Below are 18,013 nucleotides of genomic sequence, written 5' to 3'. Positions count from 1 at the left end.
GTGGTGCTGATACCACATTTGGTTTTATCGGACACTGATAATGTTAAAAAGCACAGTTAAAACAACAAGAAAAGGATACTTGTCATGACACTAGCAGAAACTTTAGATCGACGTGCTGAAGTAATAGATAGACCAGCACATGCACGATTAGATCATGACCCGCTACAGGATATTTTTAGACAGCAACAGCAGGCTTTCGCACAGCAACGCTATCCAAGTTATGAACAGCGCAAACAAAACTTACTTACATTACAACAGATGTTAGTGGATCATCAGGATGACATCGCGCAGGCGATCAGTCGTGATTTTTCAAACCGAAGTGTTGATGAAACGCGTTTATTTGAAATTATGACCAGCTTGAATGGCATTAAGCATAGTTTGAAACATCTGAAGCAATGGATGAAACCAAGTAAGCGCGATATTGGAATTTTATTTCAGCCTGCTTCGGGTTATGTGATGTATCAGCCTGTGGGCGTAGTGGGAATTGTCGTTCCTTGGAATTATCCACTGTTTTTGGCTTTAGGGCCTTTGGCACAAGCATTGGCTGCGGGTAATCATGTCATGCTTAAAATGAGTGAATACACGCCGGAGTTTTCGGCATTATTTCAAAAGCTCATTGCTGAAAAGTATCCACAAAGTCATATCAATGTCATTACAGGTGATGCGAAAGTGGCACAGCAGTTTACTCAATTGCCGTTTGATCACTTGTTATTTACTGGAGCAACTGCAATAGCACCTCATGTACTACATGCGGCTGCAGATCATTTGACTCCAGTTACGTTAGAGCTGGGTGGGAAATCACCTGTGATTGTAGCGGTTGATGCAGATTTAAAAGAAAGCGCACGACGTTTGGCTTTTGGTAAAACCATGAATGCCGGTCAAACTTGTGTGGCACCTGATTATGCATTTGTACATGAAAGCCAACAAGAAGCATTTATACAGGCTTATTTTGAAGCCTTAAGAGGATTTTATCCAAATAGCATTCAGCAAAATACGGATTACACGGCCATTGTGAATGATCGCCAATTTGACCGTCTCAAGCATTATTTAAGCGATGCAAAAATGAAAGGCGCGCATATTTTGAATGACGACATACTGAATGATGAACGTCGTATGGCGCATTCGATCGTCACCAATGTGAGTGATGATATGCTACTTATGCAAAATGAAATCTTTGGGCCGATTTTGCCACTCAAAACCTATAGCCATATTGATGAAGCAATTGCTTATATTAATGCACATGAGCGACCACTGGCGCTGTATTACTTTGGCTATAACAAAGTAGAACAGCAAAAAGTTTTGCATGCCACACATAGTGGTGGCGTATGCCTGAATGAAACGCTGATGACTGCGGGCATGGAAGACATGCCATTTGGGGGAATTGGAGCATCAGGCATGGGGCATTATCATGGTCATGAAGGGTTTAAAACCTTTAGTCATGCCAAATCTGTTTTTGTACGGCCTAAGTTTAGTTTAATGAAGCTGATTTATCCGCCGTATGGAACGTGGGTGCAGCAATTGATTTATCGTTTATTTATTCGTTAACAGTTTAGATATAACAAATAAAAAAGCGCTCAATTGAGCGCTTTTTTAACTTTTTAATTAAGAAATTTTCTTAAAGATAAAGTCATTAATTTTATGGCCAGCTTCTAAACCGCGACGCTCAAATTTGGTTTGTGGGCGCCAGTCTGGGCGTGGGTAACTATTGCCTTTACCTGCAAGATTTTCTAAGCGTGGACGTTCCTCAAGTACTTCAATCATCCACTCAGCATACGGTTCCCAATCTGTTGCAGCATGGAATGTACCACCGAGCTCAAGTTTTTGCTCAACCAGTGGCATACGGTCATGAGATACAAAACGACGCTTGAAGTGACGCTTTTTCTGCCACGGATCTGGGAAATAAAGCTGTACAGCATTAATGCTATTGTCTGGCATTTCACGAAGTACCTGAATCGCGTCGGCATCTAAAACACGTAGGTTTTTTAATTCCGCCATGCCTGCTTCAAATACGCACTGTGCAATACCTGGTACATGAACTTCAATACCTACGTAGTTGCGCTCAGGATTAGCTTTTGCCATGAGTACCAATGAACGGCCCATACCAAAACCAATTTCTACAGTGAGCGGACGTTCAGGGTGTTCAAAATGTTGGCGTAAGTCACCCACAGGGTATTCCAAAATTAGGTGACCATATTGTTCAAGCGCAGTACGTTGAGAGGTATTCAGCGGTGCTGAGCGACGCATAAACGTAACAATTTCACGCTGTTCGTTTAAGTTGTCCAGCTCTACGACTTGCTGGTCTAATTGATCGTTCGACATAACTTTGGCAAATCTAAAAAATTCAGAATGCGGTATTTTAAGTCCTGAGCGAGACAAGTCAAATTTTTTAGCTGAAAACCAGCAGATTTGCTCACGAATCTGTGTGTTGGCTTAACCTAAATTGTCATTTAATTTTCATGGAGATGTCATTTCGTCTTATTAGGCTGTAGATCTTTTGAACAACCTTTCAAATTTTCATGAAAATATTAAAGCCTAAAAGTAGCCATTACCAACGATCAAATCCAAGATTATTAACGCTTTGTATTGCGCTCAGTAGCTATAGCATGTCAGCGCATGCAGAAATTATGTTTAGCCAATATATTGATGGTGTGTCGAATCAAAAAGGCGTTGAAATTTATAATCCAGACCAAAAAACAGTAGATTTATCTCATTATACTATTTTGCAATATAGTAATGGTGCGAGCACAGCGGGTAATACATTTGCGCTTTCAGGTAGCTTAGGACCACAGCAGAAGATCATTGTGGGGCGTTCAGAATTGCAAACAGCCTTGGCATCGATCACGACTCCTTTTCAATTTTTAACTAAATCATTGTCATTTAATGGTGATGATGCTTTGGTACTCATGAAGGGTGATACTGCGGTAGATCGTTTTGGACGTGTTGGGGAAGATCCTGGAACAGGTTGGGGAACTGCCTTGACCAGTTACCAAAATAGCTTAACGCGTATGAAGACCAGTAATAATGTCACGTCGGTAGACCCAAATGCAGTTTTTGATTTAGATTCTGAATGGATTAAATGGTCAGATCGTAGTGCATATAGTAGCCATTTATTTGCAACTACGACCATACCCCCAGTCACAGAAACCTTAAGCTGTAGTGCGCAAACGACTCCAATTGCAGACTTACAAACAGCCACTTTAAATGAATTCTATACTGTACGTGGCGTAATGACGGCAGATTTTCGATATAGCAATGGCTTCAATGGCTTTTATGTACAAACAGCAGACAGCAAGGCTAAAGTCGGTCTAAACAATGCAATATTTGTATACATCCCTGCAAGTAGTACGATTCAAGGTGCGAAAGTGGGTGATGAAGTCATTTTAAAAGGTAAACTGACGAACTATCAAAATCAGCTACAGCTTCAAGATTTAACCAGTAATATTACGGCTTGCCAAGAGAATGCTGCCTCATTGGTACAACCTGTAAGTATCAATTTACCTTTCGATAGCTTAGATGCAAGCGCAGGAAATGTACCTAAACGCTACCAAGGAATGTTGGTGAAGTTACCCCAAAAATTAACGGTCAGTGAAAACTATGAATATGGACGATATGGCTCAGTTGTATTGAGTACAGCACGCCAATTTATCCCGACCAATTTATTTCCTGCTGGTTCTCCAGAGGCTGTGGCATTAGCTAAGCAAAATAAACTTTCAAAAATTGTGCTCGACGATGGTTATAACAACCAAAATAGAACTCCATGGTTGCCTGCAAACTTTAGTGCCAAAAATACACTACGTTCTGGCAATGAAATTCAAAATGCACAAGGCATATTAGAATATCGCTATGACCAATGGCGCATTCAGCCACGTCCAAGTGTTGACGTACCTGTGCTTACGACAACCCAGAATCCACGTACAGTTCCATTGGCTAAAGAGAGCAAGCAAATACGTGTCGCATCATTTAATGTATTGAATTATGACAACGGTCTACAAAAAGGTTTTCCTACCGAGCGTGGCGCTACGACACAGGCTGAATTTGATAAACAGCATAAAAAAATCGTCAGTGCAATGAAGCAGATAGATGCTGATGTATTTGCTTTAATGGAAATTGCGAACAATGGTTACAGTCAGCAAAGTGCTATTGCATACTTAACTAGCGCTTTAGGTACAGATTGGAAATACGTAGTGCCAACCAAGGATAAATTGGGAGGTGATGCAATTGCTGTTGCTGTGATGTATAACAGCAAGCGTGTTACACCTGTAGGCGAACCAGTTGTCTATGATGATGCTACGAATTTGAACCGCGTGACATTTTTACAAAGCTTTAAACCTGTTGCAGGTGGGAAGTTATTTACGGTCATTCCTAATCATTTAAAATCTAAAGGAAGTTGCCCAACAGACACGGCTTCTTTAGATGCAGATCGTGGAGATGGTCAAGGATGCTGGAATGATCTTCGTACCCAGTCTGTGGCCAAGTTGATGCAGTGGATTGCTAAAGAGCAAGTCAGTTTAAAACAAAATGCAAATTTATTGCTATTGGGCGATATGAACAGTTATGCCAAAGAAGACCCAATCTTGGCCTTTGAAAAAGCAAACTATAAAATCTTGTTGAATGATGAAAAGGTAGGTCAAGGTAAGTCGGCTTATAGCTATGTATTTGGCGTGGCGAGTAATACAGAGGGTTATGGTGGTGCAGGCAATCTAGATCATGCGATTGCAGACGCGAACTTATATCCAATGGTGAAGCGCACCTTTGCTTGGCATATTAATGCAGATGAACCTACAGCATTAGACTATAACGATGAATATAAAACTGAGGAACAAAAGCAATTATTCTTTAATGATGATGCATTTCGTTCATCAGACCATGATCCAGTCATTGTAGATTTAGATTTAAATGAAGAAAGTGAACCCGTTGCAGATAGCAAAACCAGTGGGGGAAGTATGGGCGTATTTGGTGTGCTGAGCATGCTGGGCTTGGTACTATATGCGCAATTAAATCGCCGTAAAAAAGGCCAGTAATACAGAAATTCCAACCATTTTCTGCTTTAACTTATCAATAAAGCTGTAAAGAATCGCCGATGTGAATGACATCGGCGATTCTTTATTTGTCTGCTTTAGGTGTGAATAGATTATTATGCAAAGGCAAAACAGCTTGAATTTGTGTATGCCCAGGCTGAGATTCAATATTAAAAGTGCCACCTATCCGCTGAATTCGTGTTCGCATGCTATGTAAGCCCACATGTAAGCCAAAATGGTCAGTAACTGGGGTAAATCCACAACCATTATCAATAATGTTTAAAATCAATTGTTGAGTTTCATTTTCATATAAGTGAATAGTCACTTGAGTCGCTTGACTGTGTTTCATAATATTGGTCAAAGCTTCTTCAACTAAACGAGTGAGTGTTAAGCACTGTAAAGTAGTGGGGGATGTATGCCATTGTTTAGGAAGATCCCACGTTGAGTGGATGTCCATCTCTTCAAATAATTGTACGAACCGATGTCGAATGCTGGCAGCCCATTCTATAGGCGTTGCTGGAATCTCTGAGCCCAAGCTTGCTCCAGAATCGATCACTTGTCGTAAATCACTACGTAAAAGTTTTAAAATGGATAAAACCTGATTTTTTTCAATTTTTTCATTTTGTTCAAGCAAAACCATTGAACGGAAAATAGAGCCACCTAAACCATCGTGCAGATCATGAGACAAATTAATCCGCTCCTGTAGGCGTGCATTTTGCACAGCTAACTTTTGTTGCAAGCCTAAGGAATTGGTGAGTTTATTTTTGGTTTGAATAACTGTTTCGTTGAGGGTTTTATTAAATCGAGCAATTTCACGTGAGTCGCGTGCTAAGCGAAAAGCTAAAATAATACCAATCGACATGGATGAAAAGGGCGCTGTATAGGGCGATAGAGGTTGCCCCTGCATAGTTGACATAAAAACAGCGTCATTAATAGCAATTGGAACGAAAGCTAAATATGTCACAGACATAAAATAAGTTTCGGGTATTTTAGATTTGTATGCAATATATGGATAAGTTAAGCATTTGATTAAAAAGATAATCACACCTATTCCAAAAAATACCTGCATCGTCTCATTGATGTATGTATCTGGTGTAAACACTATGCTTATAGTGCTAATGACACAAAATATAAATAGTGCTTTTTCAATTTTTGGAAAATATGCATGAGCAAATCGCCATGCGGCCAAACAACCCACCGCGACATAAATACTAAATATAATATTTTGCAAGCGGTCTATATTTATACTGCTTAAGTAGGGGATAGGATCTGAATAGACGACCAATAAGCTATAGATGACCCATAAGATGGAAACTGCTCCAAACCAGAAGAATGCATTGTTATCGCGTGTCACCATCCAAACTAAAAAGCAAATGATCGCAATCACAAAATTTAGCATGGCATTTAAATAGGTCAGGGTTTTCTTTTCCAGTATCCAGCTGCTGTAAGTGTCATAGACAGTATTGTAATCACCAATAAGTACTTTGCCGATACCGGACTTTTGTGTTTGACTTCCATGAACTTGTACCAAAAGAATATTTTCACCTTGGTGTAAGCTAGAGTTTGGAATATTCCAAATATGCGGTGTAACTACATTTCTTGAAATGGGCTCTTCAGTTGAAACATCTTTCCAAAGTAAGTCTTGATTAATAAATACTTGCCCAGTTTGAGTAATACTTTCAATACTGAGCGTTAAAGGACCTTTTGAGGCATTGTCTGCGCAACGATATTGAAAGACGATTTTATACCAAGCAGTACCGTGGAAATCTGGCCAACGGGTTAGCCATTGATCAGGTAAATTTTCTAGATTGTACCAACCTTGTGTCGGAGGCGTATTGCTTTGACGTGAAATTGCTTTTGCACTAGAAATTTGCTGAATCTGGGCCTGACATGTTGTATGAGTCGGCGTTTGTATATCAGTATTGGCATAAGCAGGGTTCAACAAAATAAAGAAACAAGCAAGTACATAGCACAGCATTTGGCTAAGCAAAGGAATATGCATAAATTTTTCTTTAACTGCTAACCCCATGACACTCAATTTAACACTCTATCTGATTTTTTAATTAGTCATGAATATACAGTACTTGCTTAAATGGCGCTTTAATTTGATGAGTTAAATTTGACTATTGATATCAAATTTTGGATCAAGTGCGAACGCGATCAATTAAAGTGCTACTGGCTTCATTTAAACCAATCACTTCAACTTGAGTATTTTGAGCTTCAAACTTTTGCACGACGGCATTTAACATATTCACCGAAGTGATATCCCAAATATGTGCATGAGTTAGGTCAAGGACTACGTGCTCAAGCCCATTTTGAAAATCAAAAAACTGATAAAACTTGTCTGCACTACTAAAGAAGATTTGGCCATAAATGGTGTAATAGCATGTGTGGTCTAGTCGCTCAGCTTTTACTTGAACAGAACTTTCTAATTGATTAATCATAAACAGTGCAGAGAGCAGTACGCCAATAAACACACCAAGTGCTAAGTTGTGCGTCATCAAAACCACAATAACGACAGCAATCATCACGCTATTAAACGATACAGTATGTTTACGGAACTGCTTGACTGAACCCCACTGAAATGTCGTGAAGGATACCATTACCATAATGGCAACCAATGCAGCCATGGGCACATAGGCCAACCAGTCTTTAAAAAACACCACTAAACAGAGTAAAAATACACCCGCAACCAAAGTTGATAGGCGCGTACGTGCACCTGAGCTGACATTAATAATGGATTGTCCAATCATGGCGCAACCCGCCATGCCACCCATAAAGCCACTAATTATATTGGCATAACCCTGACCACGGCATTCTTGATGGCGGTCGCCTTCAGTGCCAGTAACTTCATTGATCACGGTGGTGGTCATCATGGTTTCAAGCAAGCCAACGGTGGCTAATGTTATCGCATAAGGGAAAATAATCTGTAAGGTTTCAAAATTTATTGGAATGTCTGGAATTAAAAAAATTGGTAAGGTATCTGGGAATTGTCCTAGATCACTGACAGTACGCATATCGGCACCAAGGCCTAAAGCCAATAGGCTAAGTACAACGATACAAATGAGTGGAGAAGGAACTGCTTTACCAATTTTGGGTATAAATGGGAAAAGGTAGATAATGGCTAAACCTAAGGCCATAAATAAATAGCCTAAGCTATCCATTTTTGCCATTTCTGGTAATTGTGCGAAAAAGATTAAAATTGCTAAAGCATTTAAAAAACCATAGACCACCGCTTGAGAGACAAAGCGCATAAGCTTGGCAACTTGAAAATAGCCTGCAATGACTTGAATAATGCCAGTGAGTACAGTTGCTGCTAATAAATACTGCAAGCCATGTTCTTTGACGAGGGTAATCATCAGTAAAGCCATCGCACCAGTGGCTGCTGAAATCATGGCAGGGCGACCACCCAAAAATGAAATACTAACGGCTATACAAAATGATGCATATAAGCCAACCTGCGGATCTACACCTGCAATAGCAGAAAAGGCGATAGATTCAGGGATTAAGGCTAAACCAACCACCAAGCCAGCCAAGACATCGGTACGAATATTAGAAAACCACTCATCTTTTTTAAGCTTTAGCACAGTCTTTTTTCATTAAATTGAAAACCTGCGTATGTTAAATCATCTTCAATACAAAAAGCATAGAGGTTTAACTTGAAAAAAATCTATTTATGCACAATATTCAAAGCATAGGTGAAATTTAGTCATTTATGCTTTTTGCAATTTACAGGTTCGATCACTTGAAAGTTTGTTAGAAGAGATTTAAAACAGTTAATAGTTTAATAACAAGGATCAAATATGAAGCTTTACTATGCGCCGGGTGCGTGCTCATTAGCGGCCCATATCATTTTAAATGAAATTAATGTCGATTTTGATTTAGTACGCGTAGACCTGAAAACACATAAAACAGAAAAAGGCACCGATTACTACGCAGTGAATCCAAAAGGTTATGTCCCCGCACTTGAAATTAATCCAGGTTTGATCCTTACAGAGAATGTGGCTATTTTGCCATTTTTGGCCCAGCATGATCCAAAACAAGATTTGATCCCGCCATCTGGCTTAGGTCGGGCTAAAGTCCTCGAATGGCTAGGTTACTTAAACTCAGAATTACACGATGCTTATGCTGTATTTTTTGGTGCGCCTCTTGATGAGGTCGCTAAAGAAAAAGCCTATCCTGAAGTTGACCGTCTATTGAGCTATATAGATAAGGCAATTGGCGAATCAGATAATGATTACTTAGTTGATGACAACTTTGGCCCAGCCGATGCGTATTTATTTGTTTTAACTAACTGGTCGAATGTTATTCATCATGACTTAACGCCGTATAAAAACATTATTGCTATCCGAAATAACGTGGCAGCACGTCAATCTGTGCAAATCGCTATGCGTGATGAAGGCCTGATTCCTTAATCATGACAGCATAAAAAAACCGCCAGATTTGGTGGTTTTTTATGCCACGAATGAAAATAAAAGCTGGCCTTGTTAAATTTTAATATTCAAATTGGCTATAAAAGTCATCAAAATTGATATTCGTTAATGTCAGCTTTTGATTGGTTTTAAAATTATTCCATTTGGTTTGGGTTTTATGGGATTCAAACATATTACCACCGACAATTTCTTTACGTTTCATGGTCGAAAAATTATAACTTTTATTGGTTTCTTCACCGTTGGCTCTATGAAAGCTGTAATAATCAAAACCAATTAATTTAAAGTGATTATTTTGCCATCTAAATGCATAATGATGTCTCGGCCATTCCCAGCCACCGCAGGACATAAAATAACTGAAGCCAATGGATAGCACGCCTTTATTTATGCTAACACCATCTGCTTCTGCAAGTGGGTCGAGCAAACAAGAGTTTGGTTGCTCTGCAACAGGAATAGTCAGGTTTTCTGCTGTTAATGTATAGCCTTGAGCCGTATTTAAAAATACCGAGAGTTTTCGCTTATTATTGTGTAGCGCCTTGCCATTCTCTTTACTTAAAGGGTGGTCAGTTTTCTTTTGTTCTAGTATCAGTGCAATATCATTGCGTCCATCGTTATTTAAATCTCCAGAAGCGCCAGATAAAACCATCCACCCTGCGGGTGCTAACTGGGTATATTGCTTTGGTATTTGCGTAAAACCCAGAATAGGTAAACTACCTAATGTAAAAGCGCTGATGTAGCGTATTATTTTTATCATGATGCCATCCTAAAGTATTAACCAAAATAAAGAGGACTGTTGCAGTCCTCTTTATAACAAAATTGGCATGCCTTAAAATATTTATTTAAAGAAATAGCCTGTTTCTGGTGAGCTTGCATTGGCCATACGTTTAGGTTGCATACGACCAGCAAGAAAGGCTTCACGGCCAGCCTCAACAGCTTTACGCATTGCAGACGCCATTAAAATTGGATTTTGTGCCGCCGCAATGGCTGTATTCATCAGTACGCCGTCACAGCCGAGTTCCATTGCAATTGCTGCATCGCTAGCAGTTCCTACACCAGCATCGACCAGCACAGGTACTTTGGCATTTTCTTTAATAATCGAAAGCGTGTGAGGATTTAAAATACCAAGACCAGAACCAATCAGACTACCTAAAGGCATAATGGCTACACAGCCCATGCTTTCAAGCTCTTGCGCCACAATTGGGTCATCTGAGGTATAGACCATGATTTCAAAACCATCATCAATTAAAGTACGCGCAGCTTTTAAAGTTTCGGTCACGTTCGGGTATAAGGTCTTTTCATCACCCAACACTTCGAGTTTAACGAGGTTATGCCCATCTAAAAGTTCACGTGCTAACATGCAGGTGCGTACGGCGCTATTGGCATCAAAGCAACCCGCCGTATTAGGTAAAATCGTATACTTTTCTGGTGGTATAACAGATAACAAATTCGGCTGATCTGGATGTTGGCCAATGTTTACACGGCGAATGGCAACCGTCACAATTTCTGCACCACTGGCTTGAATTGCAAGCTCAGTTTCTTGCAAATCTTTATATTTGCCTGTGCCTACCAAAAGGCGTGAATTAAATGTGCGGGACCCGATTTTAAATGTATCTTCCATGGAAGCTCCTGCTAGCCGCCACCGACGGCATGAATGATTTCGATACGATCTGAATCGCAAATAGGGGTGTGCTCTAGTTTGCTTTTAGCAATAATCATTTCATTTTTTTCAACAGCATAGCGTTTGCCTTCTAGAGCAAGTTCTTGAATCAATTCGAGAAGTGTAGTGCAAGTCGTTTGTTGTGCTTCACCGTTTAAGTAAATCTGCATGGCTTGATTTCCTGAGCAGTTATTCCATTATTTTGCGTATTTAAAAGCGTTCCAAGCTAAAATCAGCCAGCCTAAAATCATGAGCGCGCCACCAATGGGCGTAATTGCGCCTAGCACACGTGGTAAACCCAAAGCCATCACGTATAGTGAGCCACAGAAGAACACAATGCCAACTTGAATGAGCCAGAAACTAACTTTAATAGGGAGCTGAGGAACCACTTTGCTCATGATAGCAAGAGCTAATAACCCCAGTGCGTGATAGAAGAAATAGTCCGTTGCAGTTTGCCACCATGCAAGTTGCTCGACAGAAGCTATTTTTTTTAAACCATGTGCGCCAAATGCGCCAAGCATAACGACTAGAGCAAGGTTGATCGCAGAGATTCCAATCCACATAGGCAAGTTTTCCTGAGGAAAAATTTGCGATCAACCTTAGCATATTTCAAACTCAGGGTTAAGTTTAAAATAGAGAAGAGTAGGCGTATTTTTATAACAACACTTTTTGTTAAAAAAGTGGCTTAAATATATTAGATACCTAAACTATAAACAGAAATTATGAATTTTAATCCAGCTTTGATTTGTTCCTCATTTAAGTTAAAGCTAAAGCATGGTGAATTTGGAGAGTATTCTGGATGCGGTGTATTTACCTTAGCAGCTTCTTTTAGATCAAATTCGCCTCGCCAATCATCACCTAATTGTAATCCATAGCCTTTTATGCCTCGGGTTAAATTTTGGGTATCAAGATTAGATTTAGCAACTACATGTAAGTATTTTGTCGTAGCATGTTTTGCTCCTGCAAGTTCAATTTGAATGAGAGAGCTTTCAGGAATTAATGACTTACCATCCCATAGTTTGCATTTATATCTTTTGATATTTGTGTGCCATTCAGCTGTAGAAGCGCTAGCTAAGAGGTCGTAATCATCATAATTAAGAACGGGTTTCTGCAATAAAATATAAAAGGTTGCAGCGTTATAACATACATAACTACCCGTTAAGTATTTTTGAATATCATCATTGCCATTAGACAGTTCATACGCCAATTTTAATCTTTCAATATAAGGTTGTTGTATTGAAATTTGCCCTAGATAAGATAATGGACCCATAAAAGTTATCCTAATTTTAAGATTTTTTAATTTTTATATTTAAATAAACTAAATATTTTTTATGAAAGCGAGAGTTTAGCATTATGTAAAAATAGTCAGTAATAAAAAAAGCGCCGAAGCGCTTTTTTAGATAAATGGCAAATCAATTCGATGACATCGCCACTTTAATTTTTTCCATTGCATTTTTTTCTAACTGACGAATACGTTCTGCAGACACATTATATTCTGCTGCCAGTTCGTGCAGAGTCGACTTTTCATCATCTAACCAGCGACGCTGTAAGATATTACGTGAGCGATCATCTAGTTGTTCCATTGCTTCATGAAGTGCAGACGTACTTTGCTCTTCATAGTCTTCATTTTCAATCAGACGAGCAGGGTCATAGCGGTTATCTTCTAAGTATAGCGCTGGTGCAACATGGCTTGAGCCTTCATCATCGTCATCACCAGTGGCTTCAAAAGCAGCATCGTATGCAGTTAAACGGCCTTCCATTTCTAAAACTTGTTCGGCGGTAACGTTTAAGTCTCTTGCAATCGATTGTGCTTCTTCTAGCGTCAATTTTTTAGATGATTTTTTTAAGCTACGTAAGTTAAAAAATAATTTACGCTGTGCTTTTGTGGTTGCAATTTTTACAATACGCCAGTTACGAATAACATATTCGTGAATTTCGGCTTTAATCCAGTGCACAGCAAAAGACACTAAACGAACGCCCATATTGGGATCGAAGCGTTTAACGGCTTTCATTAGGCCAAGGTTACCTTCTTGGATTAAATCACCTTGAGGTAATCCATAGCCAGCATAGCTACGTGCAATATGTACCACAAAACGTAAATGCGACATCACTAGCATTTTTGCTGCGTCTAAATCTTGGTCGTAATAATAACGTTCTGCCAAGGCTTTTTCTTGTTCGGCTGTCAAAATTGGAATCTGGTTTACAGTACTGATATAAGCACCAAGATTCACCCCAGGCGCCGATAATGACAGGGGCATCAATTGATTGCTGCTGTCACTCATGTATTCTCCTTAAGGGTATGATGGAATTACCCAGTAATTGATTTCAATATTAATCCAATATTTCCGTAAATTATGGAAATTTGGGTATAGAAATGTAAAGTTTTATTCAAATTTGAAGCAAATTATTTTAACTGAAAAGATTTAAGATTCAATTAAGTAGTGGAACTCAGAATCTGAAACTTTATTCAGTTGGAAATTTAAATTGTGTATTTCACAGTAGCGACTCACATCTTGCTGGCTGTGTGGGTCAGATGATTTGAGCAACAACAAATTTCCAGTTTGGCTTTTAAGGGCTTTTTTTAACATGAGCAATGGCATTGGGCAAGGTTTTCCCATTGCATCTACTATATATGCTTCAGTGTTTTGAAAATCACTCATAAAACGGGTATTCAATTATTAAGATCAAAGCAATAAAGATATTAGCAAATTGAGTGCCAAAACCAAACAAAAAACCAAATTTTAGCCAAAATATCTAACTCAAAATTTGTGCAAAGTATGTGTTAAAAAATGAACAGTTAAATTGCAAATAAGTCGAAAAAAAATCTATTAATTGAAATTTACCCGTGTTAAGCTCGACAGCGTACTAGGGGTTATAACAACTATAAATTGTTTCAACACCTGCTATATAAATGGATATAACCGGGATTTTGTTAATAGTTTTACAGAATGATTACAAGTTTTAAAAAAATAAAGAATTTTAAACCTTGTTTGTCTGCTGTTTGCAACACCGGGTGGTCCTTCTTATACATCTATGAGGATTAACTAAATGACAGCTCGTGAACAAGGCGTAGTTAAGTGGTTTAACGATACTAAAGGCTTCGGCTTCATTCAACGTAACGGTGGCGACGATGTATTCGTTCACTTCCGTGCTATTCAAGGCGACGGTCACCGTTCACTTCGTGACGGTCAACGCGTTGAATTCAGCGTTGTAAAAGGTCAAAAAGGCTTCCAAGCTGAAGAAGTTCAGCCTTTAGACTAATCGAAAGATTAATCTAAAAAACGCCCCAATGTATATTGGGGCGTTTTTTGTTTATAATGCATCATATTTTGCGATTACCAAGTTAGAGCACAGCTTTATGTCATCTGGTTTTGATACCTTAAATTTACACCCTAAACTGAAACAAGCGATTGATGCTTTAGGCTTTACAAAAATGACGCCTATTCAGCAGAAGGTTTTGAAATTTACGCTGGCGGGACATGATGCCATTGGTCGCGCACAAACAGGTACGGGTAAAACAGCAGCTTTTTTGGTCAGTGTGATTAACGATTTACTTAATAACCCGATTAAAGAGCAACGTTTCCGTGGTGAGCCACGTGCATTAATTTTAGCGCCAACACGTGAATTGGCTTTGCAAATTGAAAGTGATGCCAAAGAATTAACTAAATTTACAGATTTACATTTAGTGACCATGCTTGGTGGTGTAGATTTTGATAAGCAACGTGCTGAACTAAATAAAAACTTTGTTGATATTATGGTGGCAACACCAGGTCGTTTAATCGATTTTGTTGAACAAAAAGAAATTTGGTTAGATCAAATTGAATTTTTGGTGATTGATGAAGCTGACCGTTTACTGGACATGGGCTTTATTCCATCGGTAAAACGTATCGTGCGTTATTCTCCACGTAAAGAACAACGTCAAACTTTGATGTTCTCTGCAACCTTTAGCTATGACGTATTAAATTTGGCACAGCAGTGGTTGTTTGAGCCTGTTACGGTTGAAATTGAGCCAGAAAAGAAAACCAATGCAGATGTTGAACAGCGTGTGTATATGGTTGCTAAAACAGATAAATATAAGTTATTACAAGAAATTTTACGCGATGAACCGATTGAGAAAGTAATGATTTTTGCCAATCGTCGTGATCAAGTGCGTAAACTTTATGATCATCTAAAAAAAGATGACTATAAGGTGGTGATGTTGTCTGGTGAAATCGCACAAGATAAACGCTTAAAAATGTTAGATCAATTTAAAAACGGTAAACACAATATTATGATTGCAACTGACGTTGCTGGTCGTGGTATTCACGTGGATGGCGTATCGCATGTAATTAACTTTACATTGCCAGAACAGTCTGATGACTATGTGCATCGTATTGGTCGTACAGGTCGTGCAGGTTCGCGTGGTGTAAGTATTAGTTTCTTGTCTGAAGATGATGCATTCTATCTGCCTGAAATTGAAAAAGCGATTGGTCAAAAATTACCATTAACTCGTTTAGATGGTTATTGTTAATAAGTATTTTTATATTCAATGATCAATAAAAAAACCGCTCAATGAGCGGTTTTTTTATAACTGCATTTTAGTTGGCTTTACAGCTAAAGGTTAATACGGTTTGGTAGTCATCATCTTTATTTAAACCAGTGTTTGTTCCAGAAATACTGCCCAAAATGCCTGCAGCTGCTTGTACCATTTGTCCTGTTTTTTCATCTAATACGCCTTTAAGTGCGCCGTTATATTCAGTTTTTTCATCTACCACAACAGGGGATGCACTTTTACCACAGGTGCTATTGGCAGCTGAAATAGCATTATTTTTAGCGATCAATTGGGTTTTACCTACAGCCGTCACTTCATATTGATTATTGGGTTTTTGAATCGCTAATGATTGTGTTGGGTTAGAAGCACATGCGCTGAGTAATAAAACAGATGCAAGGGAAGTTGTGACCCATAAATGTTGTTGAGTAAGTTTCATTGGAATGCCTTTGATTGATTTTTTTATATTTGAACATAACTTTTCAGTTAATTAAGGGAGTTGCTGTATGACTTATGCAACAGCATGAGCTGAATATGTGTCAAATAAGATTGGAAATATCATAGTTTTCATTCTGTAAAGCTTCTAGAGTAAGTCCTTGAGAATATGCTAATCTTGGAGCACAGTTTTTAAAGTGATATCGATGTCAATGTCAGAATCAGCGGTTGAAATAGTTCATCAAAACATTCATCAGCGTCAATCTATTGGCCACTTGGTTGAACCAGCACCCAATGCGGTACAACTAGAGCAAGCTTTTCAAGCTGCAATGACTGCGCCAGATCATCATCGTCTAAAACCGACTCGTTTTGTGGTCATTCCTTCGACTGAGAGAGAAGCTTTTGGCGACTTATTGTCACAAGCTTTGGCGGATACAGGACAAACCGAAGAGGCACAATTAGAGCGTGTAAAAAACCATCCTTTTCGTGCCCCATTGTTGGTATTGGCGTTAACAAAATTACAAGATCACCCTAAAGTGCCTCATTTTGAGCAAATTTTAAGCTCAGGTGCCGCGGTGCAAAATTTTTTGCTTTCTTTACAAAGTAATGGTTATTCAACTATGTGGCGTAGTGGTGCGGTGGTTGAATCTAAATTATTTAAGCAAGCATTGGGTTTAACTGAAGCGGATTTAATTTCAGGCATTATTTATATTGGTACTGCAGTAAAGGCGATTCCACCACGGACAGAAATTTTCACAAATGAATTTGTGAGTGAATGGCATAAATAAGACGGATAGAAAAGATTAGGAAATAATAAAAATGTCAGATTTGAAATTTTCAGACTTAGTGGAACCTGTTGTCGTAAATCAAAAAACGGCTTTACGTGTGACTGTACTGGGGGGCGGTAGTTTTGGTACAGCTATGGCGAATACAGCGGTACGTAATGGCTGTGAAACCATGATTTGGATTCGTGATGAAGCGATTGCTGCGGACATTAATGCCACACATATCAATAAGCGCTATTTGCCAGACTTTACACTTGAAGTGGGACTGCAAGCGACCTCTAATTTAGAACAAGCGGTGCGTGATCGTGACATTATTTTTGTTGCGATTCCAAGTCACTCTTTTCGCAGTGTTTTAGAGCAGATTAAGCCATTTATTAGCGCGCAGGCCGTTGTGTCTCTTACCAAAGGTATTGAAGCTAAAACATTTAGCTTTATGAGTGACATTATTCGTGAGGTTTTGCCAGAAGTGCCTTATGGCGTTTTGTCTGGCCCTAATTTAGCCAAAGAAATTGTGGCAGGCCAACCCGCAGGCACTGTAATTGCGAGTGAATCTGAATTGGTACGCTATGCAGTACAGCAAGCCTTACATAGCGCACTATTTCGTGTATTTGCCAGCGATGACGTGCATGGTGTTGAGCTGGGCGGCGCATTAAAAAATATTTATGCTGTTGCAATGGGTATGGCTGCTGCTTATAAAGTAGGTGAAAATACCAAGAGTATGATTTTGACACGTGCTCTGGCCGAGATGAGTCGTTTTGCGGTTAAATTGGGTGCGAATCCTTTAACTTTCTTGGGGCTTTCAGGTGTAGGTGATTTATTTGCGACCTGTAATAGCCCACTCAGTCGTAATTATCAGGTGGGCTTTGCGCTGGGTTCGGGTAAAAGCTTAGAACAGGCAACCACAGAATTAGGGCAAACCGCAGAGGGTATTAATACAATTGTGCAAGTGAAAGCCCGTTCTGAAGAACTTGACGTTTATATGCCAATTACTAGTGCCTTATATGATGTTATTTTTGAAGGCGCACCACCTTTAAGTATTGCGCTGTCATTAATGAAAAATGGCCATCGAAGTGATGTAGAGTTTGTGTTGCCACATCAACACGTTTAAATTAATTCGCTCATGGCACATCATTTTGTCATGAGCGATAGTTATAATGCTG

The 18,013-nt window shown here is 39.1% G+C and carries 18 protein-coding genes; 7 read left to right on the top strand and 11 right to left on the bottom strand.

Features of this window, described 5'->3' with window-relative positions; genetic code table 11:
- The first annotated feature begins 84 nt into the window (after positions 1 to 84).
- A complete protein-coding gene (locus D9K81_RS07810) occupies positions 85 to 1,545 on the top strand; it encodes a coniferyl aldehyde dehydrogenase (RefSeq protein WP_120375524.1) in 1,461 nt (486 codons plus the stop codon).
- Positions 1,546 to 1,602: 57 nt separating this feature from the next.
- On the opposite strand, the gene trmB is transcribed toward D9K81_RS07810, so the two are convergent.
- Positions 1,603 to 2,319: a tRNA (guanosine(46)-N7)-methyltransferase TrmB gene (gene trmB / locus D9K81_RS07805; protein WP_106986054.1), complete on the bottom strand. Its 717-nt coding sequence runs from the start codon at positions 2,317 to 2,319 to the stop codon at positions 1,603 to 1,605.
- 197 nt (positions 2,320 to 2,516) lie between these two features.
- Between trmB and D9K81_RS07800 the strand changes: the two genes are divergently transcribed.
- Complete coding sequence (locus D9K81_RS07800; RefSeq protein ID WP_120375523.1) at positions 2,517 to 5,021, top strand: ExeM/NucH family extracellular endonuclease; 2,505 nt, start codon at positions 2,517 to 2,519, stop codon at positions 5,019 to 5,021.
- A gap of 82 nt (positions 5,022 to 5,103) precedes the next feature.
- On the opposite strand, the gene D9K81_RS07795 is transcribed toward D9K81_RS07800, so the two are convergent.
- Positions 5,104 to 7,020, bottom strand: a complete 1,917-nt coding sequence (locus tag D9K81_RS07795) for an ATP-binding protein (RefSeq protein WP_228199849.1) — start codon at positions 7,018 to 7,020, stop codon at positions 5,104 to 5,106.
- A gap of 142 nt (positions 7,021 to 7,162) precedes the next feature.
- The gene (locus D9K81_RS07790; protein ID WP_120375521.1) at positions 7,163 to 8,605 is read right to left on the bottom strand and encodes a SulP family inorganic anion transporter; all 1,443 of its coding nucleotides are present in this window, start codon (positions 8,603 to 8,605) and stop codon (positions 7,163 to 7,165) included.
- A 216-nt stretch (positions 8,606 to 8,821) separates the two neighbouring features.
- Here D9K81_RS07790 and D9K81_RS07785 point away from each other — a divergent pair, with 216 nt between their 5' ends.
- A complete protein-coding gene (locus D9K81_RS07785) occupies positions 8,822 to 9,433 on the top strand; it encodes a glutathione binding-like protein (RefSeq protein WP_120375520.1) in 612 nt (203 codons plus the stop codon).
- A 79-nt stretch (positions 9,434 to 9,512) separates the two neighbouring features.
- On the opposite strand, the gene D9K81_RS07780 is transcribed toward D9K81_RS07785, so the two are convergent.
- The 7 genes from D9K81_RS07780 to D9K81_RS07750 all read right to left on the bottom strand — a co-directional run bounded on the left by D9K81_RS07780 (position 9,513) and on the right by D9K81_RS07750 (position 13,765).
- Complete coding sequence (locus D9K81_RS07780; RefSeq protein ID WP_120375519.1) at positions 9,513 to 10,202, bottom strand: hypothetical protein; 690 nt, start codon at positions 10,200 to 10,202, stop codon at positions 9,513 to 9,515.
- 81 nt (positions 10,203 to 10,283) lie between these two features.
- Positions 10,284 to 11,066: a thiazole synthase gene (locus D9K81_RS07775; protein ID WP_120375518.1), complete on the bottom strand. Its 783-nt coding sequence runs from the start codon at positions 11,064 to 11,066 to the stop codon at positions 10,284 to 10,286.
- An 11-nt stretch (positions 11,067 to 11,077) separates the two neighbouring features.
- Entirely contained in the window at positions 11,078 to 11,275 is a 198-nt protein-coding gene (thiS, locus tag D9K81_RS07770) for a sulfur carrier protein ThiS (protein WP_120375517.1), read from the bottom strand.
- A 27-nt stretch (positions 11,276 to 11,302) separates the two neighbouring features.
- The gene (locus D9K81_RS07765; protein WP_120375516.1) at positions 11,303 to 11,668 is read right to left on the bottom strand and encodes a DUF423 domain-containing protein; all 366 of its coding nucleotides are present in this window, start codon (positions 11,666 to 11,668) and stop codon (positions 11,303 to 11,305) included.
- Positions 11,669 to 11,799: 131 nt separating this feature from the next.
- Complete coding sequence (locus tag D9K81_RS07760; RefSeq protein ID WP_120375515.1) at positions 11,800 to 12,375, bottom strand: hypothetical protein; 576 nt, start codon at positions 12,373 to 12,375, stop codon at positions 11,800 to 11,802.
- A gap of 142 nt (positions 12,376 to 12,517) precedes the next feature.
- Positions 12,518 to 13,387, bottom strand: a complete 870-nt coding sequence (gene rpoH / locus D9K81_RS07755; protein WP_120375514.1) for an RNA polymerase sigma factor RpoH — start codon at positions 13,385 to 13,387, stop codon at positions 12,518 to 12,520.
- Positions 13,388 to 13,528: 141 nt separating this feature from the next.
- The gene (locus tag D9K81_RS07750; protein WP_120375513.1) at positions 13,529 to 13,765 is read right to left on the bottom strand and encodes a sulfurtransferase TusA family protein; all 237 of its coding nucleotides are present in this window, start codon (positions 13,763 to 13,765) and stop codon (positions 13,529 to 13,531) included.
- A 388-nt stretch (positions 13,766 to 14,153) separates the two neighbouring features.
- Here D9K81_RS07750 and D9K81_RS07745 point away from each other — a divergent pair, with 388 nt between their 5' ends.
- Positions 14,154 to 14,366: a cold-shock protein gene (locus tag D9K81_RS07745; RefSeq protein ID WP_004648643.1), complete on the top strand. Its 213-nt coding sequence runs from the start codon at positions 14,154 to 14,156 to the stop codon at positions 14,364 to 14,366.
- Between the two features lie 97 nt (positions 14,367 to 14,463).
- Positions 14,464 to 15,615 carry an ATP-dependent RNA helicase RhlB gene (rhlB, locus tag D9K81_RS07740; protein ID WP_120375563.1) on the top strand — a complete coding sequence of 384 codons (1,152 nt, stop codon included), beginning with the start codon at positions 14,464 to 14,466 and terminating at the stop codon, positions 15,613 to 15,615.
- Between the two features lie 67 nt (positions 15,616 to 15,682).
- Here rhlB and D9K81_RS07735 read toward each other — a convergent pair whose 3' ends face one another.
- Positions 15,683 to 16,072 (bottom strand): hypothetical protein, encoded by a 390-nt coding sequence (locus tag D9K81_RS07735; protein ID WP_120375512.1) that lies wholly within the window; start codon positions 16,070 to 16,072, stop codon positions 15,683 to 15,685.
- Positions 16,073 to 16,280: 208 nt separating this feature from the next.
- On the opposite strand from D9K81_RS07735, the gene D9K81_RS07730 reads away from it, so the two are divergent.
- The gene (locus D9K81_RS07730) at positions 16,281 to 16,856 is read left to right on the top strand and encodes a nitroreductase family protein (protein WP_121523176.1); all 576 of its coding nucleotides are present in this window, start codon (positions 16,281 to 16,283) and stop codon (positions 16,854 to 16,856) included.
- A 31-nt stretch (positions 16,857 to 16,887) separates the two neighbouring features.
- The gene (locus tag D9K81_RS07725; RefSeq protein WP_120375510.1) at positions 16,888 to 17,961 is read left to right on the top strand and encodes an NAD(P)H-dependent glycerol-3-phosphate dehydrogenase; all 1,074 of its coding nucleotides are present in this window, start codon (positions 16,888 to 16,890) and stop codon (positions 17,959 to 17,961) included.
- Positions 17,962 to 18,013: the final 52 nt, after the last annotated feature.

Source organism: Acinetobacter chengduensis, from assembly GCF_003664645.1.
Lineage (GTDB): Bacteria > Pseudomonadota > Gammaproteobacteria > Pseudomonadales > Moraxellaceae > Acinetobacter > Acinetobacter chengduensis.
This window is presented reverse-complemented; position numbering and strand designations above follow the sequence as displayed.

Bases quoted from the DNA above. Each gene is read 5' to 3' on its own strand.
- D9K81_RS07810 (WP_120375524.1), top strand. From the start codon at position 85: ATGACACTAGCAGAAACTTTAGATCGACGTGCTGAAGTAATAGATAGA.
- trmB (WP_106986054.1), bottom strand. From the start codon at position 2,319: ATGTCGAACGATCAATTAGACCAGCAAGTCGTAGAGCTGGACAACTTA.
- D9K81_RS07800 (WP_120375523.1), top strand. From the start codon at position 2,517: ATGAAAATATTAAAGCCTAAAAGTAGCCATTACCAACGATCAAATCCA.
- D9K81_RS07795 (WP_228199849.1), bottom strand. From the start codon at position 7,020: ATGCATATTCCTTTGCTTAGCCAAATGCTGTGCTATGTACTTGCTTGT.
- D9K81_RS07785 (WP_120375520.1), top strand. From the start codon at position 8,822: ATGAAGCTTTACTATGCGCCGGGTGCGTGCTCATTAGCGGCCCATATC.
- D9K81_RS07780 (WP_120375519.1), bottom strand. From the start codon at position 10,202: ATGATAAAAATAATACGCTACATCAGCGCTTTTACATTAGGTAGTTTA.
- D9K81_RS07775 (WP_120375518.1), bottom strand. From the start codon at position 11,066: ATGGAAGATACATTTAAAATCGGGTCCCGCACATTTAATTCACGCCTT.
- thiS (WP_120375517.1), bottom strand. From the start codon at position 11,275: ATGCAGATTTACTTAAACGGTGAAGCACAACAAACGACTTGCACTACA.
- D9K81_RS07765 (WP_120375516.1), bottom strand. From the start codon at position 11,668: ATGTGGATTGGAATCTCTGCGATCAACCTTGCTCTAGTCGTTATGCTT.
- D9K81_RS07760 (WP_120375515.1), bottom strand. From the start codon at position 12,375: ATGGGTCCATTATCTTATCTAGGGCAAATTTCAATACAACAACCTTAT.
- rpoH (WP_120375514.1), bottom strand. From the start codon at position 13,387: ATGAGTGACAGCAGCAATCAATTGATGCCCCTGTCATTATCGGCGCCT.
- D9K81_RS07750 (WP_120375513.1), bottom strand. From the start codon at position 13,765: ATGAGTGATTTTCAAAACACTGAAGCATATATAGTAGATGCAATGGGA.
- D9K81_RS07745 (WP_004648643.1), top strand. From the start codon at position 14,154: ATGACAGCTCGTGAACAAGGCGTAGTTAAGTGGTTTAACGATACTAAA.
- rhlB (WP_120375563.1), top strand. From the start codon at position 14,464: ATGTCATCTGGTTTTGATACCTTAAATTTACACCCTAAACTGAAACAA.
- D9K81_RS07735 (WP_120375512.1), bottom strand. From the start codon at position 16,072: ATGAAACTTACTCAACAACATTTATGGGTCACAACTTCCCTTGCATCT.
- D9K81_RS07730 (WP_121523176.1), top strand. From the start codon at position 16,281: ATGTCAGAATCAGCGGTTGAAATAGTTCATCAAAACATTCATCAGCGT.
- D9K81_RS07725 (WP_120375510.1), top strand. From the start codon at position 16,888: ATGTCAGATTTGAAATTTTCAGACTTAGTGGAACCTGTTGTCGTAAAT.